The 21,875-nt window shown below is 72.5% G+C and carries 19 protein-coding genes; 10 read left to right on the forward strand and 9 right to left on the reverse strand.

Translation table 11 applies throughout. The annotated features are described in order from the left end of the window. Positions 1-59: 59 nt before the first annotated feature. Together lpdA and ACZ4V1_RS03915 are read right to left on the reverse strand one after the other, a co-directional pair. Positions 60-1,448, reverse strand: a complete 1,389-nt coding sequence (gene lpdA / locus ACZ4V1_RS03910; protein ID WP_468328801.1) for a dihydrolipoyl dehydrogenase — start codon at positions 1,446-1,448, stop codon at positions 60-62. Positions 1,449-1,733: 285 nt separating this feature from the next. Next, positions 1,734-3,272 carry a leucyl aminopeptidase gene (locus ACZ4V1_RS03915; protein WP_468328804.1) on the reverse strand — a complete coding sequence of 513 codons (1,539 nt, stop codon included), beginning with the start codon at positions 3,270-3,272 and terminating at the stop codon, positions 1,734-1,736. A gap of 259 nt (positions 3,273-3,531) precedes the next feature. Here ACZ4V1_RS03915 and ACZ4V1_RS03920 point away from each other — a divergent pair, with 259 nt between their 5' ends. Continuing rightward, positions 3,532-4,317 (forward strand): endo alpha-1,4 polygalactosaminidase, encoded by a 786-nt coding sequence (locus ACZ4V1_RS03920; protein WP_468328807.1) that lies wholly within the window; start codon positions 3,532-3,534, stop codon positions 4,315-4,317. Positions 4,318-4,326: 9 nt separating this feature from the next. On the opposite strand, the gene ACZ4V1_RS03925 is transcribed toward ACZ4V1_RS03920, so the two are convergent. Next, positions 4,327-5,121 carry an adenosylcobinamide-GDP ribazoletransferase gene (locus ACZ4V1_RS03925; protein WP_468328810.1) on the reverse strand — a complete coding sequence of 265 codons (795 nt, stop codon included), beginning with the start codon at positions 5,119-5,121 and terminating at the stop codon, positions 4,327-4,329. Between the two features lie 60 nt (positions 5,122-5,181). On the opposite strand from ACZ4V1_RS03925, the gene ACZ4V1_RS03930 reads away from it, so the two are divergent. Then, positions 5,182-5,934 carry a hypothetical protein gene (locus ACZ4V1_RS03930; RefSeq protein ID WP_468328813.1) on the forward strand — a complete coding sequence of 251 codons (753 nt, stop codon included), beginning with the start codon at positions 5,182-5,184 and terminating at the stop codon, positions 5,932-5,934. Between the two features lie 424 nt (positions 5,935-6,358). Here ACZ4V1_RS03930 and cobT read toward each other — a convergent pair whose 3' ends face one another. Further along, the gene (gene cobT, locus ACZ4V1_RS03935) at positions 6,359-7,480 is read right to left on the reverse strand and encodes a nicotinate-nucleotide--dimethylbenzimidazole phosphoribosyltransferase (RefSeq protein WP_468328816.1); all 1,122 of its coding nucleotides are present in this window, start codon (positions 7,478-7,480) and stop codon (positions 6,359-6,361) included. 160 nt (positions 7,481-7,640) lie between these two features. Here cobT and ACZ4V1_RS03940 point away from each other — a divergent pair, with 160 nt between their 5' ends. Then, positions 7,641-8,399 (forward strand): class I SAM-dependent methyltransferase, encoded by a 759-nt coding sequence (locus ACZ4V1_RS03940; protein WP_468328819.1) that lies wholly within the window; start codon positions 7,641-7,643, stop codon positions 8,397-8,399. Here the strand turns inward: ACZ4V1_RS03940 and ACZ4V1_RS03945 are convergent. Continuing rightward, positions 8,388-9,587, reverse strand: coding sequence for a bifunctional adenosylcobinamide kinase/adenosylcobinamide-phosphate guanylyltransferase (locus ACZ4V1_RS03945; RefSeq protein WP_468328822.1), 1,200 nt, complete (start codon positions 9,585-9,587; stop codon positions 8,388-8,390). The two genes, ACZ4V1_RS03940 and ACZ4V1_RS03945, sit on opposite strands and share 12 nt — an antisense overlap. Positions 9,588-9,791: 204 nt before the next feature. Here ACZ4V1_RS03945 and ACZ4V1_RS03950 point away from each other — a divergent pair, with 204 nt between their 5' ends. Continuing rightward, on the forward strand, positions 9,792-10,028 hold the full coding sequence (locus ACZ4V1_RS03950) for a hypothetical protein (protein ID WP_468328825.1): 237 nt from the start codon (positions 9,792-9,794) through the stop codon (positions 10,026-10,028). Between the two features lie 43 nt (positions 10,029-10,071). On the opposite strand, the gene ACZ4V1_RS03955 is transcribed toward ACZ4V1_RS03950, so the two are convergent. The 3 genes from ACZ4V1_RS03955 to ACZ4V1_RS03965 form a co-directional block, all read right to left on the reverse strand. Next, positions 10,072-11,154: a S1C family serine protease gene (locus tag ACZ4V1_RS03955; RefSeq protein ID WP_468328828.1), complete on the reverse strand. Its 1,083-nt coding sequence runs from the start codon at positions 11,152-11,154 to the stop codon at positions 10,072-10,074. Positions 11,155-11,235: 81 nt separating this feature from the next. Continuing rightward, positions 11,236-11,937: a class I SAM-dependent methyltransferase gene (locus tag ACZ4V1_RS03960; protein WP_468328979.1), complete on the reverse strand. Its 702-nt coding sequence runs from the start codon at positions 11,935-11,937 to the stop codon at positions 11,236-11,238. 83 nt (positions 11,938-12,020) lie between these two features. Continuing rightward, the gene (locus tag ACZ4V1_RS03965; RefSeq protein ID WP_468328982.1) at positions 12,021-12,659 is read right to left on the reverse strand and encodes a DUF3043 domain-containing protein; all 639 of its coding nucleotides are present in this window, start codon (positions 12,657-12,659) and stop codon (positions 12,021-12,023) included. Positions 12,660-12,930: 271 nt separating this feature from the next. On the opposite strand from ACZ4V1_RS03965, the gene ACZ4V1_RS03970 reads away from it, so the two are divergent. The 5 genes from ACZ4V1_RS03970 to ACZ4V1_RS03990 all read left to right on the forward strand — a co-directional run bounded on the left by ACZ4V1_RS03970 (position 12,931) and on the right by ACZ4V1_RS03990 (position 19,429). Further along, positions 12,931-13,722, forward strand: coding sequence for a PspA/IM30 family protein (locus ACZ4V1_RS03970; protein WP_386322905.1), 792 nt, complete (start codon positions 12,931-12,933; stop codon positions 13,720-13,722). Positions 13,723-13,743: 21 nt separating this feature from the next. Further along, positions 13,744-14,028: a PspA-associated protein PspAA gene (pspAA, locus tag ACZ4V1_RS03975; RefSeq protein ID WP_468328832.1), complete on the forward strand. Its 285-nt coding sequence runs from the start codon at positions 13,744-13,746 to the stop codon at positions 14,026-14,028. A gap of 175 nt (positions 14,029-14,203) precedes the next feature. After that, entirely contained in the window at positions 14,204-15,454 is a 1,251-nt protein-coding gene (locus tag ACZ4V1_RS03980) for a sensor histidine kinase (protein ID WP_468328835.1), read from the forward strand. Further along, positions 15,451-16,131: a response regulator gene (locus tag ACZ4V1_RS03985; protein WP_468328838.1), complete on the forward strand. Its 681-nt coding sequence runs from the start codon at positions 15,451-15,453 to the stop codon at positions 16,129-16,131. The genes ACZ4V1_RS03980 and ACZ4V1_RS03985 overlap by 4 nt, the downstream gene beginning before the upstream one ends. Before the next feature lie 178 nt (positions 16,132-16,309). Then, a complete protein-coding gene (locus tag ACZ4V1_RS03990) occupies positions 16,310-19,429 on the forward strand; it encodes an efflux RND transporter permease subunit (RefSeq protein ID WP_468328841.1) in 3,120 nt (1,039 codons plus the stop codon). 455 nt (positions 19,430-19,884) lie between these two features. Here the strand turns inward: ACZ4V1_RS03990 and nadA are convergent, their stop codons facing one another. Beyond that, on the reverse strand, positions 19,885-21,069 hold the full coding sequence (nadA, locus tag ACZ4V1_RS03995; protein ID WP_468328844.1) for a quinolinate synthase NadA: 1,185 nt from the start codon (positions 21,067-21,069) through the stop codon (positions 19,885-19,887). 278 nt (positions 21,070-21,347) lie between these two features. Between nadA and erpA the strand changes: the two genes are divergently transcribed. Next, entirely contained in the window at positions 21,348-21,704 is a 357-nt protein-coding gene (gene erpA, locus ACZ4V1_RS04000) for an iron-sulfur cluster insertion protein ErpA (protein WP_468328847.1), read from the forward strand. Positions 21,705-21,875: the final 171 nt, after the last annotated feature.

Genomic DNA, 21,875 nt, shown 5'->3' on the forward strand with positions numbered 1-21,875 from the left:
TCGGTTGCTCCTTACGAATTGCGGAAGTCTGTGTCGTCGCGCCCAGTGACCGAGGGAGGTCAGTCGTGGGAGTGCAGGGGCTTGCCGGCCAGGGCCAGGTGGGCCTCGCCGAGCGCCTCGTTCTGCGTCGGGTGGGCGTGGACGAGCTGGGCCACCTCGGCCGGCAGGGCCTCCCAGTTGTAGATCAGCTGAGCCTCGCCGACCTGCTCGCCCATGCGGTCGCCGACCATGTGGACGCCGACCACGGCACCGTCCTTGACCTGGACGAGCTTGATCTCGCCCGTGGTCTTCAGGATCTTGCTCTTGCCGTTGCCCGCCAGGTTGTACTTCAGGGCGACGACCTTGTCCGCACCGTAGATCTCCTTGGCCTTGGCCTCGGTGATGCCGACGGAGGCGACCTCCGGGTGGCAGTACGTCACCCGCGGCACACCGTCGTAGTCGACCGGGACGGTCTTCAGGCCGGCCAGCCGCTCCGCCACCAGCATGCCCTCGGCGAAGCCGACGTGCGCGAGCTGGAGGGTCGGGACGAGGTCACCGACGGCGGAGACCGTCGGGACGTTGGTCCGCATGTACTCGTCGACGAGGACGTAGCCGCGGTCCATGGCGACCCCGGCCTCCTCGTAGCCCAGGCCCTGCGAGACCGGGCCGCGGCCGATGGCGACGAGCAGGACCTCGGCCTCGAACTCCTTGCCGTCGGCGAGGGTGACCTTGACGCCGTCCTGGGTGTACTCGGCCTTCTCGAAGAAGGTGCCCAGGTTGAACTTGATGCCCCGCTTGCGGAAGGCGCGCTCCAGCAGCTTGGAGCTGTTCTCGTCCTCGACCGGCACGAGGTGCTTGAGGCCCTCGACGATCGTGACGTCGGTGCCGAAGGACTTCCACGCGGAGGCGAACTCGACGCCGATGACGCCGCCGCCCAGGACGATCGCGGACTTCGGCACGCGGTCCAGGACGAGGGCGTGGTCGGAGGAGATGATCCGGTCGCCGTCGATCTCCAGGCCCGGCAGCGACTTCGGCACGGAGCCGGTCGCCAGCAGGACGTGGCGGCCCTGGACGCGCTGGCCGTTCACATCGACGGAGGTCGGCGAGGACAGCCGTCCCTCACCCTCGATGTAGGTCACCTTGCGCGAGGCGATCAGACCCTGCAGGCCCTTGTACAGGCCCGAGACCACATCGTCCTTGTACTTGTGGACGGCCGCCATGTCGATGCCCTCGAAGGTGGCCTTCACACCGAACTGCTCGCTCTCGCGGGCCTGGTCGGCGATCTCGCCCGCGTGCAGCAGGGCCTTGGTGGGGATGCAGCCGTTGTGCAGGCAGGTACCGCCGACCTTGCCCTTCTCGATCAGGGCGACGTCCAGGCCCAGCTGCGCCCCGCGCAGCGCCGCGGCGTAACCACCGCTGCCGCCGCCGAGGATCACTAGGTCGAAAACAGTGCTGGCGTCGTTCGCCACGTCACGTCCTCCATGCATGTGCGCCACGCCGGTCTCCAGTGACCGGTCGGCGGCTGGTGTCCGGCCGCTCTTTGTTCTCGGCCCTTAGGTGGGGGCCCTGTCCTGCCGAGCCCCATCTTCGCACTTGTCGGGTCCATCCGAGACGCCGGGCCGGGGTGTGAGACGTCCCACGTTCGCGGGTGGCCGACGGGGGAGAGACGCCGAAAGGGGCGCGGGGAACTGCGCGACCGGCCACGACCGGTCCGCAGCCGCACGATCACCCGCACCCCCGAGCTCTCGGGCGCCCTAGCCCAGATCCCCCGCGGCCGTGAGCTCGGCGACCCGCACGAGCGTCCGCACGGCCGTTCCCGTCCCGCCCTTCGGCGTGTACCCGAACGGCCCGCCCTCGTTGAACGCCGGGCCCGCGACGTCCAGGTGCGCCCAGGTGATCCCCTCGCCGACGAACTCGCGCAGGAACAGGCCGGCCACCAGACCGCCGCCCATCCGCTCGCCCATGTTGGCGATGTCGGCGGTCGCCGAGTCCATGCCCTTGCGCAGGTGCTCCGGCAGCGGCATCGGCCAGGCCGGCTCGCCGACCTCCTCCGCGGCCTCGTACACCGCGGCGCGGAACGCGTCGTCGTTCGCCATGACTCCGAAGGTCCGGTTGCCCAGCGCCAGCATCATCGCGCCGGTCAGGGTCGCCACGTCGACGATCGCGTCCGGCTTCTCCTGCGAGGCCGCCCACAGCGCGTCGGCGAGCACGAGCCGGCCCTCGGCGTCGGTGTTGAGCACCTCGACGGTCTTGCCGCTGTACATGCGCAGCACGTCGCCCGGGCGGGTCGCGGAGCCCGACGGCATGTTCTCGGCCAGCGCCAGCCAGCCCGTCACGTTGACCTCGAGGCCCAGGCGCGCGGCGGCTACGACCGCGGCGAACACGGCGGCGGCACCGGCCATGTCGCACTTCATCGTCTCGTTGTGCCCGGCCGGCTTCAGCGAGATGCCGCCCGAGTCGTAGGTGATGCCCTTGCCGACGAAGGCGAGCGACTTCGTCGCCTTGGACGACGTGTACGACAGCTTCACCAGCCGCGGACCCGACGCCGAACCGGCGCCGACGCCCAGGATGCCGCCGTAGCCGCCCTTGGTGAGCGCCTTCTCGTCGAGCACCTGCACCTTGATCCCGTGCTCCTTGGCGGCGGCCTGCGCCACCGCCGCGAACGCCTCGGGGTCGAGGTCGTTCGGCGGGGTGTTGACCAGGTCGCGGGCGCGGTTCAGCTCCTCGGCGACGGCCGCGGCACGCTCGATCGCCGCCTTGTACGCCTTGTCGCGGGGCTTGCCGCCCAGCAGCGCGGCCTCGGCCAGCGGGGCCTTGCCGTTCTTGGCCTTGGCCTCCTTGCCGGACTCCTTGTAGGCGTCGAAGGAGTAGGCGCCGAGCAGTACGCCCTCGCCGACGGCACCGGCGTCGGCGGCCTCGGTGAGCGGGAGCGCGAACGCGGCCTTCTTGGCACCGGCGAGAGCGCGGGCGGCCACGCCGGCGGCCCTGCGCAGCGCCTCGGCGTCGAACGCGGCGTCCTTCTCGGGCTCGGCGCCGAGGCCCACCGCCACCACGACGGGCGCCTTGAAGCCGGACGGAGCGGGCAGCTTCGTCACCTCGCCCTCGGCGCCGGACGCACCGAGGGTCTCCAGGACGCCGGCGAGCCGGCCGTCGTACGCCTTGTCCACGGCCTCCGCGCCCGGTGCGACGACCAGGTCCCCGGACCTGGACGCCGCGGCCTTGGCGACACCGATCACGATCGCGTCGGCCCGCAGGCCGGGCGCCGCGGCGGTGCTGAGAGTGAGAGCAGTCACGGTGGTGATTTCTCGCTTCCGTATGAAGTCTTGTATGGCCGAATGCGGGTGGGTCGACCGGGCCCGACAACCGACCCTAGATCCCTCCTGCGATGCGGTCTTTACCTGGGCAGGCAAACACCCGGCACGAGCCTACGCTCGCGCCCGCCACCGCTCCCTCCCGCGGGGCCGTGGTTTGCCGCGCGGCGCCCGGAATGGGAGATCATTCCTGGACCACGCCACCACGCCACCGCGCCACCGCACACCTGGAGCACGCCTCGTGAGACGCCGTCCGGTCCTGTCGATAGCCCTTCTCCTGCTGCTCGCGGGCTGCACGTCGTCCCCCGGCGGCAAGCCGGAAGCCGGCGACCACTGGCAGCCCCGGCCCGGCACCGCGTGGCAGTGGCAGCTCAGCGGCAGGCTCGACACGTCGGTCGACGTACCGGTCTACGACATCGACGGCTTCGACCACACCGGGTCCGCCGTGGCCGGGCTGCACGACGACGGCCGCAAGGTCATCTGCTACCTGTCCACCGGCGCCTGGGAGGACTTCCGGCCCGACGCGGAGGAGTTCCCGGAGTCGGTGCTGGGCAAGGGCAACGGCTGGGAGGGGGAGCGCTGGCTGGACATCCGTGCGACGGACGTCCTGGAGCCGCTGATGGCCGAGCGCATCGACATGTGCCGGGACAAGGGCTTCGACGCGGTGGAGCCGGACAACATGGACGGCTACAAGAACGAGACCGGCTTCCCGCTCACCGCCGGCGACCAGCTCCGCTACAACCGGCTGATCGCCGGGCTCGCCCACGACCGCGGCATGGCCGTCGGCCTCAAGAACGACCTGGACCAGATCCCCCAGCTGGTGGACGACTTCGACTTCGCGGTCAACGAGCAGTGCGCCCAGTACGGCGAGTGCGCCGACAACCAGCCGTTCATCGACGCGGACAAGGCGGTCTTCCACGTCGAGTACGAGCTGCCGACCGAGCGCTTCTGCGCCGAGTCCCGTGAACTGGGGCTGAGTTCGATGCTGAAGAAGTACGAGCTGGGGGTGTGGCGGGAGGCCTGCTGAGCCAGGCGCTCAGCCGAGGACCAGTACCACGAGGGCGGTGGTGCCGGCCGTCTCCGCGACCCCGCCGAAGACGTCGCCGGTGACCCCGCCGAAGCGGCGGACGCAGTGCCGCAGCAGCAGTTCGGCGACGGCGGCGGCGCACAGGACGGCGAGCGCCGTGCGGACCGCGCCGTACGGCCCGGCGTCGGGGCCGGTGAACGCGCCCGCGGCGGCCGCGGCCACCGCGACGGCCGCGGTGACCGCCAGCGCGCCACCCGCCGGCACCACACCGGCGACCGCCGCGCCCAGCCCCTCCGGGCGCGCGGCGGGCACCCCGGCCCGGGCGGTGAGGGTGAGTGCCAGCCGGGCCGCGGCCGCCGAGACGACGGCGGCGAGCGCGCCCCGCGCCCAGGAGCCGTCGTAGGCCTGGGCCAGCGCGGCCACCTGGGCCAGCAGCACGAACACGAGGGCGAGTACGCCGAACGGCCCGATGTCCGACTGCTTCATGATGCGCAGCGCGTCCTCGGCGGGCTTCCCGCTGCCGAGGCCGTCCGCGGTGTCGGCCAGCCCGTCCAGATGCAGCCCGCGGGTGAGCACGGCGGGTACGGCCGCCGTGGCCACCGCGGCGAGCAGGCTTCCCGCGCCCAGGAACAGCAGCAGGAGCCCGGCCGCCGCGGCGGCGGTGCCGACGGCCAGCCCGGCCAGCGGCGCGCACAGCATGCCGCCGCGCGCCGCCTCCCGGTCCCAGCGGGTCACCCTGACCGGGAACACGGTGAGGGTGCCGAAGGCGAACCGGAGGCCGTCGGGGGAGGGGTTCCTGAGCACCGGCGCAGACTACCCGGCGGTCACCGGGGCGCCGGAGGGCGTCGGGGATAAAGTGCGCATATGGGAGATTGGTGGCAGCGCAACATCATGGAACCGGGCAAGCTGCCGCTGCTTCTCGCCCTGGCGGCCTTCGTCCTGACCTTCGTGATCACCCGGGTCGTCACCCGCCTGATCCGGGCCGGCAAGGGCCCCTTCGGCAACGTCAAGGCGGGCGGGGTGCACATCCACCACGTCGTCCCGGGGATCGTCCTCACCGTCATCGGCGGTTTCGGCGCGGTCGCGGCCGGCCGGCACGGTTTCGGCTCCGCCCTCGCGGCGGTGGTCTTCGGCGTCGGGGCGGGCCTCGTCCTGGACGAGTTCGCGCTGATCCTGCACCTCGACGACGTCTACTGGACCGAGGCGGGCAGGCAGAGCGTGGAGGTCGTGGTGGTCACCGCCGCCCTGGTCGTCCTGGTCCTCGCCGGATTCACGCCGTTCGGCGTCGACGGCATGTCGGAGGACGAGTTGCAGGGCCGGGCCAACGTCATCGCGACCGTCGCGGGGAACTTCTTCTTCGCCCTGCTCGCCCTGGCCAAGGGCAAGACCCGCCTCGCGGTCTTCGGGGTGATCGTCCCGCTCGTCGCCCTGATCGGCGCGATCCGCCTGGCCCGCCCCGGCTCGCCCTGGGCCCGGCGCTTCTACGCCCGCCGCCCGCGCGCCCGCGCCAAGTCGCGCCTGCGCGCCTACCGTCACGACCGCCGCTGGTCCGGCCCCCGCCGCGCCTTCCAGGACTGGATCGGCGGCCGCCCGGATCCGACTCCGGACCACCGGTGACGCCTGCGGCGCCGGTGCGGGTTCGGTGGGTGCGCGCAGCGCGGGCCGTCTCGTCGTGGCACGTCCCCTTCCCGCCGTACGCGGCTGCCGGTCCGCCTTCGCCTCCGCCTCCGCGTAGCCTCCGGGAGCCGTACGCCGTCCGCTCGCGGGCGGCCCGTCCCGCGAGCCGCGGGCAGTCGTGCCTCCCCAGTGCCTGAACGGCCTTGGCGGTTCTCCCAGGAGTGACAGGAGTGACAGGAGTGACACGGGTAGCCGCTGGGGGAGCACCCCTCCGGGGGAGGCGCCCCGTGGCACCGGGCCGCGCCACCCACCCCCGGTCCACACCCACCCGGTCCACACCTCCGCCGGGTGCTGCGGCGACGCCGGTCCGCAGACCGCGCCGCCCCTCACCCGCTCCCACACCGGGCGAGCGGCCGGCGCCGGCTCACTCGGCCCGGACCGGAGCCTCGCCGTCGGTGACGTCCGGAGCCTCGCCGTCGGAGACCTCCGGAGCCTCGCCGTCGGTGACCTCCGGCAGCTCCGCCGCCAGCGCCGCCGCGGCCCGCACCAGCGGCAGCGCCAGCAGGCCCCCCACCCCTTCACCCACCTTCACGCCCTGGGACAGCAGCGGCTCCAGGGCCATCCGGTCCAGTGCCTTGGTCTGGCCCGGCTCCCCGCTGTCGTGGGCCGCCAGCCACCAGTCCGGCGCCCGGAAGGCGACCCGCTGCCCGACCAGCGCGCACGCGACCGTCACGACGCCGTCCAGGATCACCGGCAGCTTCCGCACCGCGCTCTGCAGCAGAAAGCCCGTCATCGCGGCGAGGTCGGCACCGCCCACGGTCGCGAGCAGCCGCAGCTGGTCCCCGAGCACCGGCCGGGCGCGGCGCAGCGCGTCCCGGATCGCCGCGCACTTGCGCATCCAGGCCAGGTCGTCGATCGCCAGCCCGCCCCGCCCGGTGACGACCGACGCGTCGGTCCCGCACAGCGCGGCCACCAGCACGCCCGCCGCCGTGGTCCCGCCCACGCTCACATCGCCGAGCACCACCAGATCCGTGCCGGAGTCGGCCTCCTCGTCGGCCACCGCCATTCCGGCGCGGAAGGCGGCCTCCGCCTCCTCCAGGGTCAGCGCGTCCTCGACGTCGATGCGGCCGCCGCCGCGCCGCACCCGGTGCCGCACGACGTCGGCCGGCAGGGTCTCCGGGTCGCAGTCCAGGGCCATGTCGACGACCCGCACCGGCACGCCGAGGCTCCGGGCGAGCACGGACACGGGCCGGCCGCCCTCCAGGACCTCGCGCACCAACTCGCCGGCACCGCCCGCGGGCCGCGCCGAGACGCCCAGCTCGGCCACCTTGTGGTCACCGGCGAAGAGCAGCACCCGAGGTCGTTCGACCGGCCGCACCGGTACGGCGGACTGGGCCGCGGCCAGCCACTCGCCCAGGTCGTCCAGGCGGCCCAGCGATCCGGGCGGGACGACCTGACGCTCCCGGCGCGCCTCGGCGTCGCGGCGCACCCCGCCGTCCGGGCGCTCGATCAGATCGGTGAAGTCGTCGAGATTCAGCGAGCTCATTCGCCGAACAGTACCGGCCCCGGTCGAACACCACGGCGGTCCCGTCCGCACCGCGCCCGAGCTGCGTCGCTGCACCCCGGATCGCGATCACCTACGTAACGTTTTGCCTGGATTGTCGTATGTGCCGCCCTGTGTCCTCGTTCTCGTGTCGGGAGCCGCCATGACCGCACCCCCCGCCCCCTCGGCACCGCCTCCCGTCCCCCGGGTGCCCCCCGTGCCCGGGTACGGGCCGCACCGTGAGGACTGCCCCTGGTGCGGCTCGCGGCGGCTGGGCAACCGCCGCCGCGAGGACCCGGACCCGCGGCGTCCCGGGCCCGGCCGGTCCGTCCTCGAACGCTGCCGGGACTGCCGGCACGCCTTCCGCAACCCCCCGCTCGCCCCCGGACCCGAACACCCGCTGGTCCGGGCCGGTGTCCGCCTCAGACACCGCCTCGCCGCACGCGCGATGCTGCGCCACCGCCCCGACCCCGAGAGCTGGCTGGACGTGGGCACCGGCGACGCCGACTTCCCCCGCACCGCGCGCACGTTCTTCCCGTACACCTCCTTCGACGGTCTGGACCCCACCCACCGGGTCCTGCGGGCCCGTGCGGTCGAGCGCGTCGAGGAGGCGTTCGTCGGCCGTCTGACGGACCCGCACATCGCGGCCCGCCTGCGCGCCCGCTACGACGTCGTGAGCCTCTTCCACCATTTGGAACGCGTCCCCGACCCGCGTGCCGAACTGCGGGCCGCCCTGCACGTGCTCCGCCCCGGCGGTCATCTGCTGGTGGACGTGGCGGACCCGCGCCGTCTGCTCGTCCTCCCGCCCGGCGCCTCGCACCCGGCGGGCCTGCGCGTCGAACTGGCCGCCCGGGGCTGCACGGTGCTCACCGGCCCGCGGACCCACCGCGTCATCGCGCGCAAGGACGCCTCAGCCCCGTAGCACCAGCGCCTGACCGGCCACCACCAGCACCACCTGCTCGCACTCGGCCGCGAACGCCGCGTTCAGCCGCCCGAGTTCGTCCCGGTAACGGCGGCCCGAGGCGGTGGCGGGCACGATGCCCGAGCCCACCTCGTTCGACACCGCGACGACCGTGCGCCGGGTGGCGCGCACCGCCTCGGTCAGCTCCCGCACCCGGTCCCTGAGGGCCCGTTCGCCACCGTCCGCCCACTCCGCGTCGTCCCACGCCCCGACGGCGTCCATCGCGTCCGTCAGCCACAGCGACAGACAGTCGACGAGCAGCGCGGGCCCGTCGTCCTTCAGGAGCGGCACCAGATCGCAGGTCTCGGCGGTGCGCCACGAACCCGGCCGCCGCTCCCGGTGCGCGCAGACCCGCGCCGCCCACTCGGTGTCCCCGTTGCGGGAGCCTCCGGTCGCGACGTAGAGCACGTCCGGGAAGGCCTCCAGCCGCCGCTCGGCCTCCACCGACTTGCCCGACCGGGCCCCGCCCAGTACGAGGGTGCGCCGCGGGACGTCGGGTACGTCCTCGTAGGAGCCCACCACCAGCGTCGTCCCGTCCGGCACCGCCCGCGCTCCGGCCGCCGCGAGCCGCCGCGTCAGTTCCGGGCCCGGCGGCACGTCGTGGCCGAGGTGGACGGCGACGACGTCCGTCGTCGGGCCCGCCGCACCCACCGACCGCAGCCTCGCCACCGCGTCCGGCCGCCCCACGACGTCCGCGACGACCAGGTCGTACGACTCGGCGGGCTCCTCCAGACCGGCCGGCGCGCCGCCCGGCGGCAGATACAGCAGCCGCTGCCCGTCCGGACCGGTCACGGCGTACCCGGTGCCCGGCGCGTCCATCGCCACCGCCCGCACCCGGTGCCCGGTCAGCAGCGCCAGCTCCCGCCCGTCGGGTACCCGCCCCGGCTGCGGCAGCCCGGCCGGCACCTCCACCGCGGGCCCGTCGTGCGGGTGCGACAGCAGCACCTGCCGTACGCCGGTCAGGGAGTGCCCGGCGCGTGCGGCGGCGAACGCGGCGCCGGGCGTCAGGTCGAGGAGCAGCGCCCCGTCCACCAGCAGCGAGGCCGCCGCGCGCGCGTTCGCGCCCTGCGCGGCGGCACAGGCCGCGCAGGGACAGTCGGGGCGGGGGAGTCCCGCGGGGGCACCGGTGCCGAGCAGAGTCACGTCCACGCCCCGATTTTCCCCGGTCACCCGGCGACGCGCGCGCCCGAGGCCCTCCTCGGGCCTGTCGGAGAGGCCCTGTGGGGTGCCGGCGGTCCCGGCTCCCGTCCCCCGGCCTTCTACGGCCCGCCCCGCTCAGCGCATAGGCTGCGGTCGGAGGCCGGACCAAGATCCGGCTTCCGCTCTGCATGTGCTCACATCTTGGAGGCGTACATGGCGGCATGGACGTGGCGGTTCGAGACGGCCGGCGGGACGGAGGTCCGGCCCGCGGTGCAGCCCGAGGAGTTCACCACGCAAGGGGACGCCGAGTCCTGGATCGGTGAGTACTGGAAGGACCTCAAGGAGGGCGGCACCGACCAGGTGCGGCTGTTCGAGGACGCCACCGAGATCTACGGGCCGATGAGCCTGCACGCGCAAGAGGCCGAAGCGGACGCGGAGCCGGAGGCCTGACCCGCGGGCGGGGGCGGTCCCGACCGGACCGGCCCCGCCTCCGTCATTGTTCGCCCAGCGTCACCTCGACGGTGCGCTCGTCGCCGTCGCGGGTGTACGTCACCTCCGTCCGGTCGCCCGGCTTCATCGACGCCAGCGCCTCGGCCAGGGAGGTGATCGTGGTGATGTCCGTGCCGCCCAGCCGGACGATGACGTCCCCGGGCCGCAGTCCCGCCTGGTCGGCGGCCCCGCCGTCGCCGGTCTCGACGACGGCGACGCCCGCGGGCCGGTAGCCGTCGTCGACGACCGTACGGGCGGTGATGCCGAGCGCCGCCCGGCCGGAGTCGGTCACCCGCCCGTCCTCGACGATCTGGTCGGCGACCGTCCGCACCATCGACGCCGGGATCGCGAACCCGATGCCGGGCGCCGCGCTGTCGCCGAGGCCCGGGTCGGTCGCGGCCAGCGTCGGGATGCCGATCACCTGGCTGTCGAGATTCACCAGGGCGCCCCCGCTGTTGCCGGGGTTGATGGCCGCGGACGTCTGCACCATGTTGCCGATGGTCGCGCCCGTACCGCCCCCGCCGCTGCTCTCGGTGACGGTCCGTTCGGTCGCCGAGACGATGCCCTGCGTCACGCTGGAGGACAGCCCCAGCGGCGAGCCCATCGCCAGCACGATCTGCCCGACCCCGACCTTCGAGGAGTCCCCGAAGCGGGCCGCCTTCATGCCGTCGGGCACCTTGTCCAGCTTGAGGACGGCGAGGTCCTGCTCGGGATAGGAGGAGACGAGTTCCGCGGCCAGGGTCTCCTCGTTGCGGGCGGTCGTCACCCGGAAGGATCCGTCGTTCCCGACGACGTGGGCGTTGGTGACGACGTGCCCCTGGTCGTCGTACACGACCCCGGACCCCAGGGAGTCGCCCGCCTGGATCTGCACGACCGACGGGAGTACGTCGTTGATCACCCGCTGGTAGTCGGCCTGCAGGTCGTTGGCCGCGGACGGCGCCGCGGCCTGAGCCGTGTCGCCCTCCCGCCCGCTCCCGGAGCCCGGACCGGACCCGGCGCCGGAGCAGCCGGTGACGAGCAGCAGAGCGCAGGCCCACGCGGTGACCGCGCCGGGCAGCCGCGGCACACGGGAACGGGAAGCATCCATGCCCAGAGTCTCACCGTGCACCGGAAGCGCGGCTTCCGGAGAACCCCCGAACGGGCGCCCTGCCGTGCGGGACCGGCAGCCCTACCCCCGCACCCCGCACAGATGCAGCAGCGCCGCAATCCCGCGGTACGGGTCGGTCCGGCCGGCCCGTTCCTCGGCGGCCAGCAGGGTCTCGACGGCCTCCGGAACCCGGGCGCGGTCGGGTCCCGTGTCGGTGAACACCCGGACCCCGTACCAGGTGTGCAGCGGGGCGCCGATGCTCGCGAGCTTGGCCGTCAGCGTCGCCGGCCGGTCCGCGCGGACCTCGAGGCCGAGGCTGTCGCGGCAGACGGTGGTGTCGAAGGCGGCCAGGGCTTCGGCCCACTCGCCGCGCAGGCCGGGGCGCATCGCGAGCGCGTCGCCGTTGCGCACCAGCAGCGACAGCAGCCCGCCCGGGGCGAGCATCCGGGCCAGCCCCGCGAGCAGCGGGTCGGGCTCCTCGACGTACATGAGCACCCCGTGGCAGAGCACCACGTCGAAACTGCCCGGCAGGAAGTGCACGCCGGTGTCCCGGCCGTCACCCTCGATGATCCGCATCCGCTCCCGGATGCCCTCGGGCTGGCCGGCCAGGGCGTCGCGCGCCGCGGCGATCATCGTGACGTCCCGCTCCACACCGGTCACCTGGTGCCCGGCCCGCGCCAGCCGGAGCGACTGGGTGCCCCGGCCCATGCCGACGTCGAGCACGCGCAGCCGCTTGCCGACCGGGAAACGCCCGGCTATCTGCTCGTCCAGCTGCCGGGCCACCAGCTCCTGCCGCACGACGTCCCGCAGATCACCCGGCTCGTCCAGCCGGGCGTCGGCCGCGCCGTCGGCGAACGGCGTCGTGCTCAGGGCCGCTCCCCGCGCTTGACCTGGGGCTTGGGCAGGCGGAGCCGACGCATCTGGAGGGAGCGCATCAGCGCGTAGGCGACCGCGCCGCGCCGACGCTCGTCCGGGAAGCGCTCGGCGAGGCGCTTCTTGAGCCGGAAGCCGCTGACGATCGAGTCCAGCACGATCATCACGATCACGACCAGCCACAGCAGCAGCGCCACGTTCTGCAGCGAGGCCACGCGGATCATGCTCAGTACGAGGATGATCACGGCCATCGGCAGGAAGTACTCCGCGATGTTGAACCGCGAGTCGACGAAGTCGCGCGCGAACTTGCGGACCGGGCCCTTGTCACGGGCCGGCAGGTACCGCTCGTCGCCCTTCGCCAGGGCCTCGCGCTGCCGCGCCATCGCGGTGCGGCGCTCCTCGCGCTGACGCTTGGCGGCGGCCTTGCGCGTCAACGGCGTGTTGGCGACGCTGCGGCGCTGGGACTGGGCCGCACTGCGCTTGGGCGTCGGCCTCCCCTTGGGGGCCTGCGGGTCACGGGGCTGATTGGAGTCGGTCACCGGCGTCTTGACGAGGCTCGGTGCCTTCTCTTCTTTGGCACGGCTACGGAACACAAAGCCCAAGGGTACGTGCTGCCGGGGTGTGGACCCCAGTCCGGTGGGGAACGATCCGGCAACGCCGGTCGTCTGTAAGTGGACAGAGGGTACGTCGCGTACGCCCCGGGGCACCCGGTCATTCCGGACAACCCCGGGGAGCACCTACTCCCTACGCCGGACCGGGAGCGTACGCAGTCGTCCTTGGGGATGAGCGCATCCGTCCCCGAACAGTGCGGTAATGGATGCAGGGCCCGTACTGTGGGTTCTGTCGCAGGTGCTGGAGCTGGAGTCGGTCAGAAGGGGGCGCGCGAAGCCCATGAGCGGTGTCATGAAGCGTATGGGGATGATCTTCCGCGCGAAGGCCAACAAGGCCCTTGACCGGGCCGAGGACCCGCGCGAGACCCTCGATTACTCGTACCAGAAACAGCTGGAGCTGCTGCAGAAGGTGCGCCGCGGTGTCGCCGATGTGGCGACCAGCCGCAAGCGCCTGGAGCTTCAGCTCAACCAGCTCCAGTCCCAGTCGTCGAAGCTGGAGGACCAGGGCCGCAAGGCGCTGGCGCTGGGCCGCGAGGATCTGGCCCGCGAGGCGCTCTCCCGGCGCGCCGCGCTCCAGCAGCAGGTCACCGACCTGGAGACGCAGCACGCCACGCTCCAGGGCGAGGAGGAGAAGCTCACCCTGGCGGCCCAACGCCTCCAGGCCAAGGTGGACGCCTTCCGCACGAAGAAGGAGACCATCAAGGCCACCTACACGGCGGCCCAGGCGCAGACCCGCATCGGCGAGGCGTTCTCCGGCATCTCCGAGGAGATGGGCGACGTCGGCCTCGCGATCCAGCGGGCCGAGGACAAGACCGCCCAGCTCCAGGCCCGGGCCGGCGCCATCGACGAACTGCTCGCCTCCGGCGCGCTGGACGACCAGTCCGGCATGCACAAGGACGACATCCAGGCCGAGCTGGACCGGCTCTCCGGTGGTACGGATGTAGAGCTGGAACTGCAGCGCATGAAGGCCGAACTGTCCGGGGGCGGCACCTCCGACCGGCAGGCCATCGAGGGCGGCCAGGACCAGGGCCAGGCGCAGTCCCAGCAGCAGCCGCAGGACACCCCGCGCTTCGACAAGCAGTAAGCCCACGCCGAGGAGGGCGACATGATCGTACGGATCATGGGGGAGGGACAGCTGACGCTGGCCGACGGCCGTCTCGCCGAGCTGAACAAGCTGGACGACGAGCTCCAGGCCGAAATGGAGAACGGCGACGGCCCCGGTTTCCGCGCGACCCTCCAGGCCCTCCTGGCCAAGGTCCGCGAACTGGGCGAGCCCGTCCCGGACGACTTCCTGGAGCCGTCCGACCTGATCCTCCCGTCCCCGGACGCCACGCTGGAGGACGTCCAGGAGCTGCTGAGCGACGACGGCCTGATCCCTGGGGGTTCCTGACGGACACCGGTCGGTACTTCCAGCCCGTCCGGTACCTCCAGCCCGTCCGGCGTTCGAGGACGAGGACGAGGCCGTCCAGGCCGAAGCGGGGGCCTGGGGGCGCAGCCCCCAGCCGACGCCCACTGCACGCGGGCCCACCAAGAAGGCACGCCCACTCCAGCTACCGTAAACAGCCGTGAGCACCCTCGCCCGCGCCCGCTGCACCATCGGCGCCCACCCCTCCGCCCTGGACGCGGCCATCGCGGCAGCCGTCCTGGTCTGCATGGTCGCGGGCTCCTTCGTGGACCCGCACGCGCCCGAGGGCGTCAGCTGGGGCCTGCGCAACCCCGACGTGCTCAGCCTGGCCCTCATGGCCGTCGGCGCCGCCGCGCTCGTCTTCCGCCGCCGTGCTCCGCTGGTGGTGCTCGCGGTCACCGGCGGTGTCTCCGTCGTCGAGAGCGTCACCGGCGACCCCCGCGCGCCCGTCGTCATGTCCGCCGTCGTCGCCCTCTTCACCGTCGCCGCCTCCACCGACCGCCCCACCACCTGGCGGGTCGGCCTGCTCACCATGACGGTGCTGACCGGCGCCGCCATGCTGGCCGGACCCCTGCCCTGGTACGCCCAGGAGAACCTCGCCGTCTTCGCCTGGACCGGTATCGGCGCCAGCGCCGGGGACGCGGTCCGCAGCCGGCGCGCCTTCGTGCAGGCCATCCGCGACCGGGCCGAGAAGGCCGAGCGCACCCGCGAGGAGGAGGCCCGCCGCCGGGTCGCCGAGGAGCGGCTGCGCATCGCCCGCGACCTGCACGACGTGGTCGCCCACCACATCGCCCTGGTCAACGTCCAGGCCGGGGTCGCCGCCCACGTCATGGACAAGCGGCCCGACCAGGCCAAGGAGGCCCTCGCCCACGTACGCGAGGCCAGCCGCTCCGCGCTGGGCGAGCTGCGCGCCACCGTCGGTCTGCTCCGCCAGTCCGACGACCCCAAGGCCCCGACCGAACCCGCCCCCGGCCTGGACCGCCTCGACGAACTCGTCGAGACCTTCCACCACGCCGGACTGCACGTCGAGGTGGCCCGCACCGACCAGGGCACCGACCTGCCCGCCGCCGTCGACCTGGCCGCGTACCGCATCATCCAGGAGGCGCTGACCAACGTGCGGAAGCACGCGGGCGCGCGGGCGAAGGCCGAGGTCAGCGTCGTCCGGGTGGGACCGAACATCGAGGTCACCGTGCTCGACGACGGCGCCGACGAGGGCGACGTCCCCGCCGGGGCCCCTGACACCGCCGTAGCCGGCGCCGACGGCGGCGGCCACGGGCTGCTCGGCATGCGCGAGCGTGTCACCGCCGTGCGCGGCACCCTCACCACCGGTCCCCGCTACGGAGGCGGTTTCCGGGTCCATGCGATCCTTCCGGTCAGGAAGCGCACCGATGCCGCGGAGGGCCCCGTATGACGATCCGTGTCCTGCTCGCCGACGACCAGGCGTTGCTGCGCAGCGCCTTCCGGGTGCTGGTCGACTCCGAGCCCGACATGGAGGTGGTGGGGGAGGCGTCCGACGGCGCGGAGGCGGCCCGGCTGGCCGCCGAGCAGCGGGCCGACGTGGTGCTGATGGACATCCGGATGCCCGGCACCGACGGCCTCGCCGCCACCCGCATGATCAGCGCCGACCCGTCCCTCGCCCATGTCCGCGTGGTCATCCTGACCACCTTCGAGGTCGACGACTACGTGGTGCAGTCGCTGCGCGCGGGCGCCTCAGGCTTCCTCGGCAAGGGATCGGAACCCGATGAGCTGCTCAGCGCGATCCGTGTCGCGGCCGGCGGCGAGGCACTGCTTTCCCCGACCGCCACCAAGGGGCTGATCGCCCGCTTCCTCGCCCAGGAGGGCACCGAGGAGGACCGCGACCCCGCCCGTGCCGAGCGGCTGGAGACGCTGACCGTGCGCGAGCGCGAGGTGCTGGTCCAGGTCGCCGGCGGGCACTCCAACGACGAGATCGCCGAGCGGCTGGAGGTCAGCCCGCTCACCGTGAAGACGCACGTCAACCGGGCCATGGCCAAGCTGGGCGCCCGCGACCGGGCGCAGCTGGTCGTCATCGCGTACGAATCCGGGCTGGTACGTCCGAGGGTGGAGTGATCCCGGCCCGGGACTACTGCGGCCGGAGTATGCGCCGCATAAGGAAATGGACCTGGGGCCTACGGAACCGGGGTCGCCCATGGCCCAGGGTGTTGGGGTGGGCGCTCACTTGTGGCGTCCGCGTGTGGCGCCGCATGTGCCCCGTCCCCGCTCGGCCACAGAAGAGAGACCCTGATCCATGTCCTGGCTGTCGAGATTCAGCCTCGCGCAACGGGCCCTGATAGGCCTGATGTCGATCGTCGCGCTCGTCTTCGGCGCGATCGCCATTCCCCAGCTCAAGCAGCAGCTGCTGCCCACCATCGAACTGCCCATGGTGTCCGTGCTGGCGCCGTATCAGGGCGCCTCCCCCGATGTGGTCGAGAAGCAGGTCGTCGAACCGATCGAGGACAGCCTCGAAGCGGTCGACGGAATCTCGGGCATCACGTCGACGGCCAGTGAGGGCAACGCCGTCATCATGGCGTCCTTCGACTACGGCAACGGCACCCAGCAGCTCGTCGCCGACGTCCAGCAGGCCGTCAACCGGGCCCGCGCCCAGCTCCCGGACGACGTGGACCCGCAGGTCATCTCCGGGTCGACGGACGACATCCCGACCGTCGTCCTCGCCGTCACCTCCGACAAGGACCAGCAGGCGCTGGCCGACCAGCTCGACAAGACGGTCGTCTCCGAGCTGAAGGACGTCGACGGCGTGGCCCAGGTCGTGGTCGACGGCGTCCGGGACGTCCAGGTCACCGTCACCCCCGACCCGGCGAAACTCGCGAGGGCCGGCGTGAGCCCGCAGGTTCTCGCCCAGTCCCTCCAGGCCGGCGGCGCGACGGTGCCCGCGGGCTCCTTCGACGAGGACGGCGCCAACCGCACCGTCCAGGTGGGGGGCGGCTTCACCTCGCTGGAGCAGATCCAGGACCTCATGATCATCGGCGAGGGCGTCGACGAGCCCGTCCGCCTCGGTGACGTCGCCACCGTCGAGGAGGAGGAGGCCAAGGCCGTCTCCCTCACCCGCACCGACGGCAAGCCGTCGCTCGCCGTCGCCGTCACGATGGACCACGACGGCAGCGCGGTCGCGATCTCCGACGCCGTCGAGGACAAGCTCCCCGGCCTGCGCGAGCAGCTCGGTTCCGGTGCGACGCTCACCGTCGTCAGCGACCAGGGCCCGGCGGTGTCCAAGGCCATCAAGGGCCTGACCACCGAGGGCGGTCTCGGTCTGCTCTTCGCCGTCCTGGTCATCCTGGTCTTCCTGGCGTCGATCCGCTCCACCCTGGTCACCGCGGTCTCCATCCCGCTGTCGGTGGTCCTCGCCCTGATCGTCCTGTGGACGCGCGACCTGTCGCTGAACATGCTGACGCTGGGCGCGCTGACCATCGCCATCGGCCGGGTCGTCGACGACTCGATCGTGGTCCTGGAGAACATCAAGCGGCACCTCGGCTACGGCGAGGAACGCCAGGAGGCCATCCTCAAGGCGGTCCGCGAGGTCGCCGGCGCGGTCACCTCCTCGACGCTCACCACGGTGGCCGTGTTCCTGCCGATCGGCCTGGTCGGCGGCATGGTGGGCGAGCTCTTCGGCTCCTTCAGCCTGACCGTGACCGCCGCGCTGCTGGCCTCCCTGCTGGTGTCGCTGACGGTCGTCCCGGTGCTGTCGTACTGGTTCCTGCGTCCGCCGAAGGGCACCCCCGACGACGCGGCCGAGGCCCGCCGGCTGGCCGAGGAGAAGGAGGCCAGGAGCCGCCTCCAGCGCTTCTACGTCCCCGTCCTGCGCTTCGCCACCCGCCGCCGCCTGACCAGCGTGGCCATCGCGGTCGTCGTACTCATCGGCACGTTCGGCATGGCGCCGCTGCTGAAGACCAACTTCTTCGACCAGGGCGAGCAGAAGGTCCTCAGCATCAAACAGGAGCTGAAGCCCGGTACCAGCCTCGCCGCGACCGACGCCCAGGCCAAGAAGGTCGAGAAGCTGCTCGGCGACACCGAGGGCGTCAAGGACTACCAGGTCACCATCGGCTCGTCCGGCTTCATGGCCGCCTTCGGCGGCGGTACGGACACCAACCAGGCCTCGTACCAGCTCATGCTGGAGGACTCGGCGTCCGCCGAGGACGTCCAGGACCACATCGAGGACGGGCTCGCGAAGCTCGACGGCATCGGCACCACCACGGTCGCCGCCGGTGACGGCTTCGGCAGCCAGGACCTCAGCGTCGTCGTCAAGGCGGCCGACGCGCAGGTGCTCCGCGAGGCCTCCGAGGAGGTCCGCGAGGCGGTCGCCGGGCTCGACGACGTCACCGACGTCACCAGCGACCTGGCGCAGAGCGTGCCGCGCATCTCGGTGAAGGCCAACGCGAAGGCGGCCGAGGCCGGGTTCACCGACCAGGCGCTCGGCGCGGCCGTCGCCCAGGCGGTGCGCGGCACCCCGGCCGCCAAGGCGATCCTGGACGACACCGAGCGCGACGTCGTGATCAGGTCGGCCCGGCCGGCCGAGACGCTGGCCCAGCTGAAGGCCCTGGACCTGGGCCCGGCGAAGCTCGGCGACATCGCGACGGTCGGGCTGGTGGACGGCCCGGTGTCGATGACCCGCATCGACGGGCAGCGCGCGGCGACCATCACGGCCAAGCCGACGGGTGACAACACCGGCGCGGTCGGCACGGAACTCCAGTCGAAGATCAACGGGCTGGACCTGCCGGCCGGTGCCACGGCCGAGATCGGCGGCGTCACGGCCGACCAGGACGAGGCGTTCGTCAACCTGGGCCTGGCCATGCTCGCGGCGATCGCGATCGTGTTCATGCTGCTGGTCGGCACCTTCCGGTCACTGGCCCAGCCGCTGATCCTGCTGGTGTCCATCCCGTTCGCGGCGACCGGCGCGATCGGCCTGCTGATCGCCACCGGCACACCGATGGGCGTCCCGGCGATGATCGGCATGCTGATGCTGATCGGCATCGTGGTCACCAACGCGATCGTGCTGATCGACCTGATCAACCAGTACCGCAAGCAGGGCCACGGCGTCGTCGAAGCGGTCGTCGAAGGCGGCCGGCACCGTCTGCGGCCGATCCTGATGACGGCCCTGGCGACGATCTTCGCCCTGCTCCCGATGGCCCTGGGCGTCACCGGAGAAGGCGGCTTCATCGCCCAGCCGCTGGCGGTGGTGGTGATCGGCGGCCTGATCACCTCGACCCTGCTGACCCTGCTGCTGGTCCCGACGCTGTACGCGATGCTGGAGCTGCGCAAGGAGCGGCGCGCGAAGAAGAAGGCGGCGAAGCGGGGCGGCGACGTACCGGCCCGGTCGCAGGCCTCGGACGAGCCGGAGCCGGCGAAGGTCTGAGGGCCGCAGGCACGGCGAAGGTCTGGGAGCCGTAGCACGGCGAAGGACCAGAGCCGTGGAAACGGCGAGGGGGTGTCCCGCGGATCCGGTCCGTGGGACACCCCCTCGCCGTGTCCGAGGTACCCGGCGCGTCACCGGGGTCCGAGCGCTGCCGGTCCGCCGAGGCGACGGTGTCGTGCTCGAAGGCCCGCGGCTCACGCTGGGCGTCCCTGCTGTCGTCGCGCGGCCGGTCCGGCGGCCTCAGCGGCCTCCGGACCACCTCGGTGGCCAGGCGGGAGAAGCCGTCGGTGTCCACCGGGGGTTCTCCCGTCGGCCACGGCGTGTGCCGCGGCACGGCCCTGGTACGGGAGGGGGCAGGGCGGGTTCCACACTGTGCCGGCTCGCCGGCTCGCCGGCTGCGGCTGGGGCTCGGCACGCGGCCGAGCCCCGGCGGGCCCGCGTCGTACGGTGAACCGTTACGGCAGCGCCAGCATCCGCTCCAGCGCCAGCTTCGCGAACGCCTCGGTCTCCTTGTCCACCTCGATGCGGTTGACGAGGGTGCCCTCGGCGAGCGACTCCAGTGCCCAGACCAGGTGCGGGAGGTCGATGCGGTTCATGGTCGAGCAGAAGCAGACCGTCTTGTCGAGGAAGACGATCTCCTTGTCCTCGGAAGCGAAACGGTTCGCCAGCCGCCGGACCAGGTTGAGCTCGGTGCCGATGGCCCACTTGGAACCGGCCGGGGCCGCCTCCAGGGCCTTGATGATGTACTCGGTCGAGCCGACGTAGTCCGCCGCGGCCACGACCTCGTGCCGGCACTCGGGGTGCACCAGGACGTTCACGTCCGGTATGCGCTCACGCACGTCGTTCACCGAGTCGAGGCTGAAGCGGCCGTGCACCGAGCAGTGACCCCGCCACAGGATCATCTTCGCGGCGCGCAGCTCCTCGGTGGTCAGCCCGCCGCCCGGCTTGTGCGGGTTGTAGAGGACGCAGTCCTCCAGGGACATGCCCATGTCCCGCACCGCGGTGTTGCGGCCCAGGTGCTGGTCGGGCAGGAACAGCACCTTCTCGCCCTGCTCGAAGGCCCAGTCCAGGGCCCGCTTGGCGTTGGACGACGTACAGATGGTGCCGCCGTGCTTGCCCGTGAACGCCTTGATGTCCGCGGAGGAGTTCATGTACGAGACGGGCACGACCTGCTCGGCGATCCCGGCCTCGGTCAGCACGTCCCAGCACTCGGCGACCTGCTCGGCGGTGGCCATGTCCGCCATGGAGCAGCCGGCGGCCAGGTCGGGCAGGACCACCTTCTGGTCGTCGGAGGTCAGGATGTCGGCCGACTCCGCCATGAAGTGCACACCGCAGAAGACGATGTACTCGGCCTCGGGGCGTGCGGCCGCGTCCCGGGCCAGCTTGAAGGAGTCGCCCGTGACGTCGGCGAACTGGATGACCTCGTCGCGCTGGTAGTGGTGACCGAGCACGAAGACCTTGTCCCCGAGCTTCTCCTTGGCCGCGCGGGCGCGCGCGACCAGGTCCGGGTCGGAGGGCGAGGGCAGGTCGCCGGGGCACTCCACGCCGCGCTCGCTCCTCGGGTCGGCCTCGCGGCCGAGCAGCAGCAGGGCGAGCGGCGACGGCTGTACGTCGAGCTCCTGGGTTTGGGCGGTGGTCACGACACGCACCCTTTCTACTTTTCGTCGAACTGACGCTATATATCATAACCGCTTCACGTCAGTTTGACGATGCCCATAGTGTCGGTGTGACGTGAATCCCGGTCCCCCGGCCCGCCGTCCACAGTCGCCGTCCACAGTCGCTGTCCGCTCCCCGGGGCGTGTGCGAGCATGAAGGGAAGGCCGAGGAGCAAGACACGGGTCCGACCCGGAATGAATCCGAGGCCCCGCCGGTTGGAACCGTCGGCAAGCAGTCTCCGTACAACCCGGGAGAGATGTAGATGTCCGTATCGGACGAGACCACCACCGTCACCGACGGCATCATCCTGACCGACGCCGCCGCGGCCAAGGTCAAGGCCCTGCTCGACCAGGAAGGCCGTGAGGATCTGGCGCTGCGTGTCGCCGTCCAGCCCGGCGGCTGCTCCGGCCTGCGCTACCAGCTCTTCTTCGACGAGCGCTCGCTCGACGGCGACGTGGTGAAGGACTTCGACGGCGTGAAGGTCACCACCGACCGCATGAGTGCCCCGTACCTGGTCGGTGCCACCATCGACTTCGTGGACACGATCGAGAAGCAGGGCTTCACGATCGACAACCCGAACGCGACGGGCTCCTGCGCCTGCGGCGACTCCTTCAGCTGAGCCGCGCGGCGCACGCGCCACAGTCGTACGGAGGGCGGGGGGGGGGGGGGGGGGAGGGGGGGGGGTGGGGGGGGAGGGGGGGGGGGGGGGGAGGGGAGACAAGCTGATCCACCGCCACCTGTACGTCTTCGGTGGCGAGACGGCGTCCACCCCGGAGGAGGTCAGGGAGTA

This window comes from Streptomyces sp. NPDC028991 (genome assembly GCF_055564775.1).

Coding starts and splice junctions, on each gene's coding strand:
- ACZ4V1_RS03930 (WP_468328813.1), top strand. CDS start 5,182: ATGGGAGATTGGTGGCAGCGCAACATCATGGAACCGGGCAAGCTGCCG.
- cobT (WP_468328816.1), bottom strand. CDS start 7,480: ATGAGCTCGCTGAATCTCGACGACTTCACCGATCTGATCGAGCGCCCG.
- ACZ4V1_RS03940 (WP_468328819.1), top strand. CDS start 7,641: ATGACCGCACCCCCCGCCCCCTCGGCACCGCCTCCCGTCCCCCGGGTG.
- ACZ4V1_RS03950 (WP_468328825.1), top strand. CDS start 9,792: ATGGCGGCATGGACGTGGCGGTTCGAGACGGCCGGCGGGACGGAGGTC.
- ACZ4V1_RS03955 (WP_468328828.1), bottom strand. CDS start 11,154: ATGGATGCTTCCCGTTCCCGTGTGCCGCGGCTGCCCGGCGCGGTCACC.
- ACZ4V1_RS03970 (WP_386322905.1), top strand. CDS start 12,931: ATGAAGCGTATGGGGATGATCTTCCGCGCGAAGGCCAACAAGGCCCTT.
- pspAA (WP_468328832.1), top strand. CDS start 13,744: ATGATCGTACGGATCATGGGGGAGGGACAGCTGACGCTGGCCGACGGC.
- ACZ4V1_RS03985 (WP_468328838.1), top strand. CDS start 15,451: ATGACGATCCGTGTCCTGCTCGCCGACGACCAGGCGTTGCTGCGCAGC.
- ACZ4V1_RS03990 (WP_468328841.1), top strand. CDS start 16,310: ATGTCCTGGCTGTCGAGATTCAGCCTCGCGCAACGGGCCCTGATAGGC.
- erpA (WP_468328847.1), top strand. CDS start 21,348: ATGTCCGTATCGGACGAGACCACCACCGTCACCGACGGCATCATCCTG.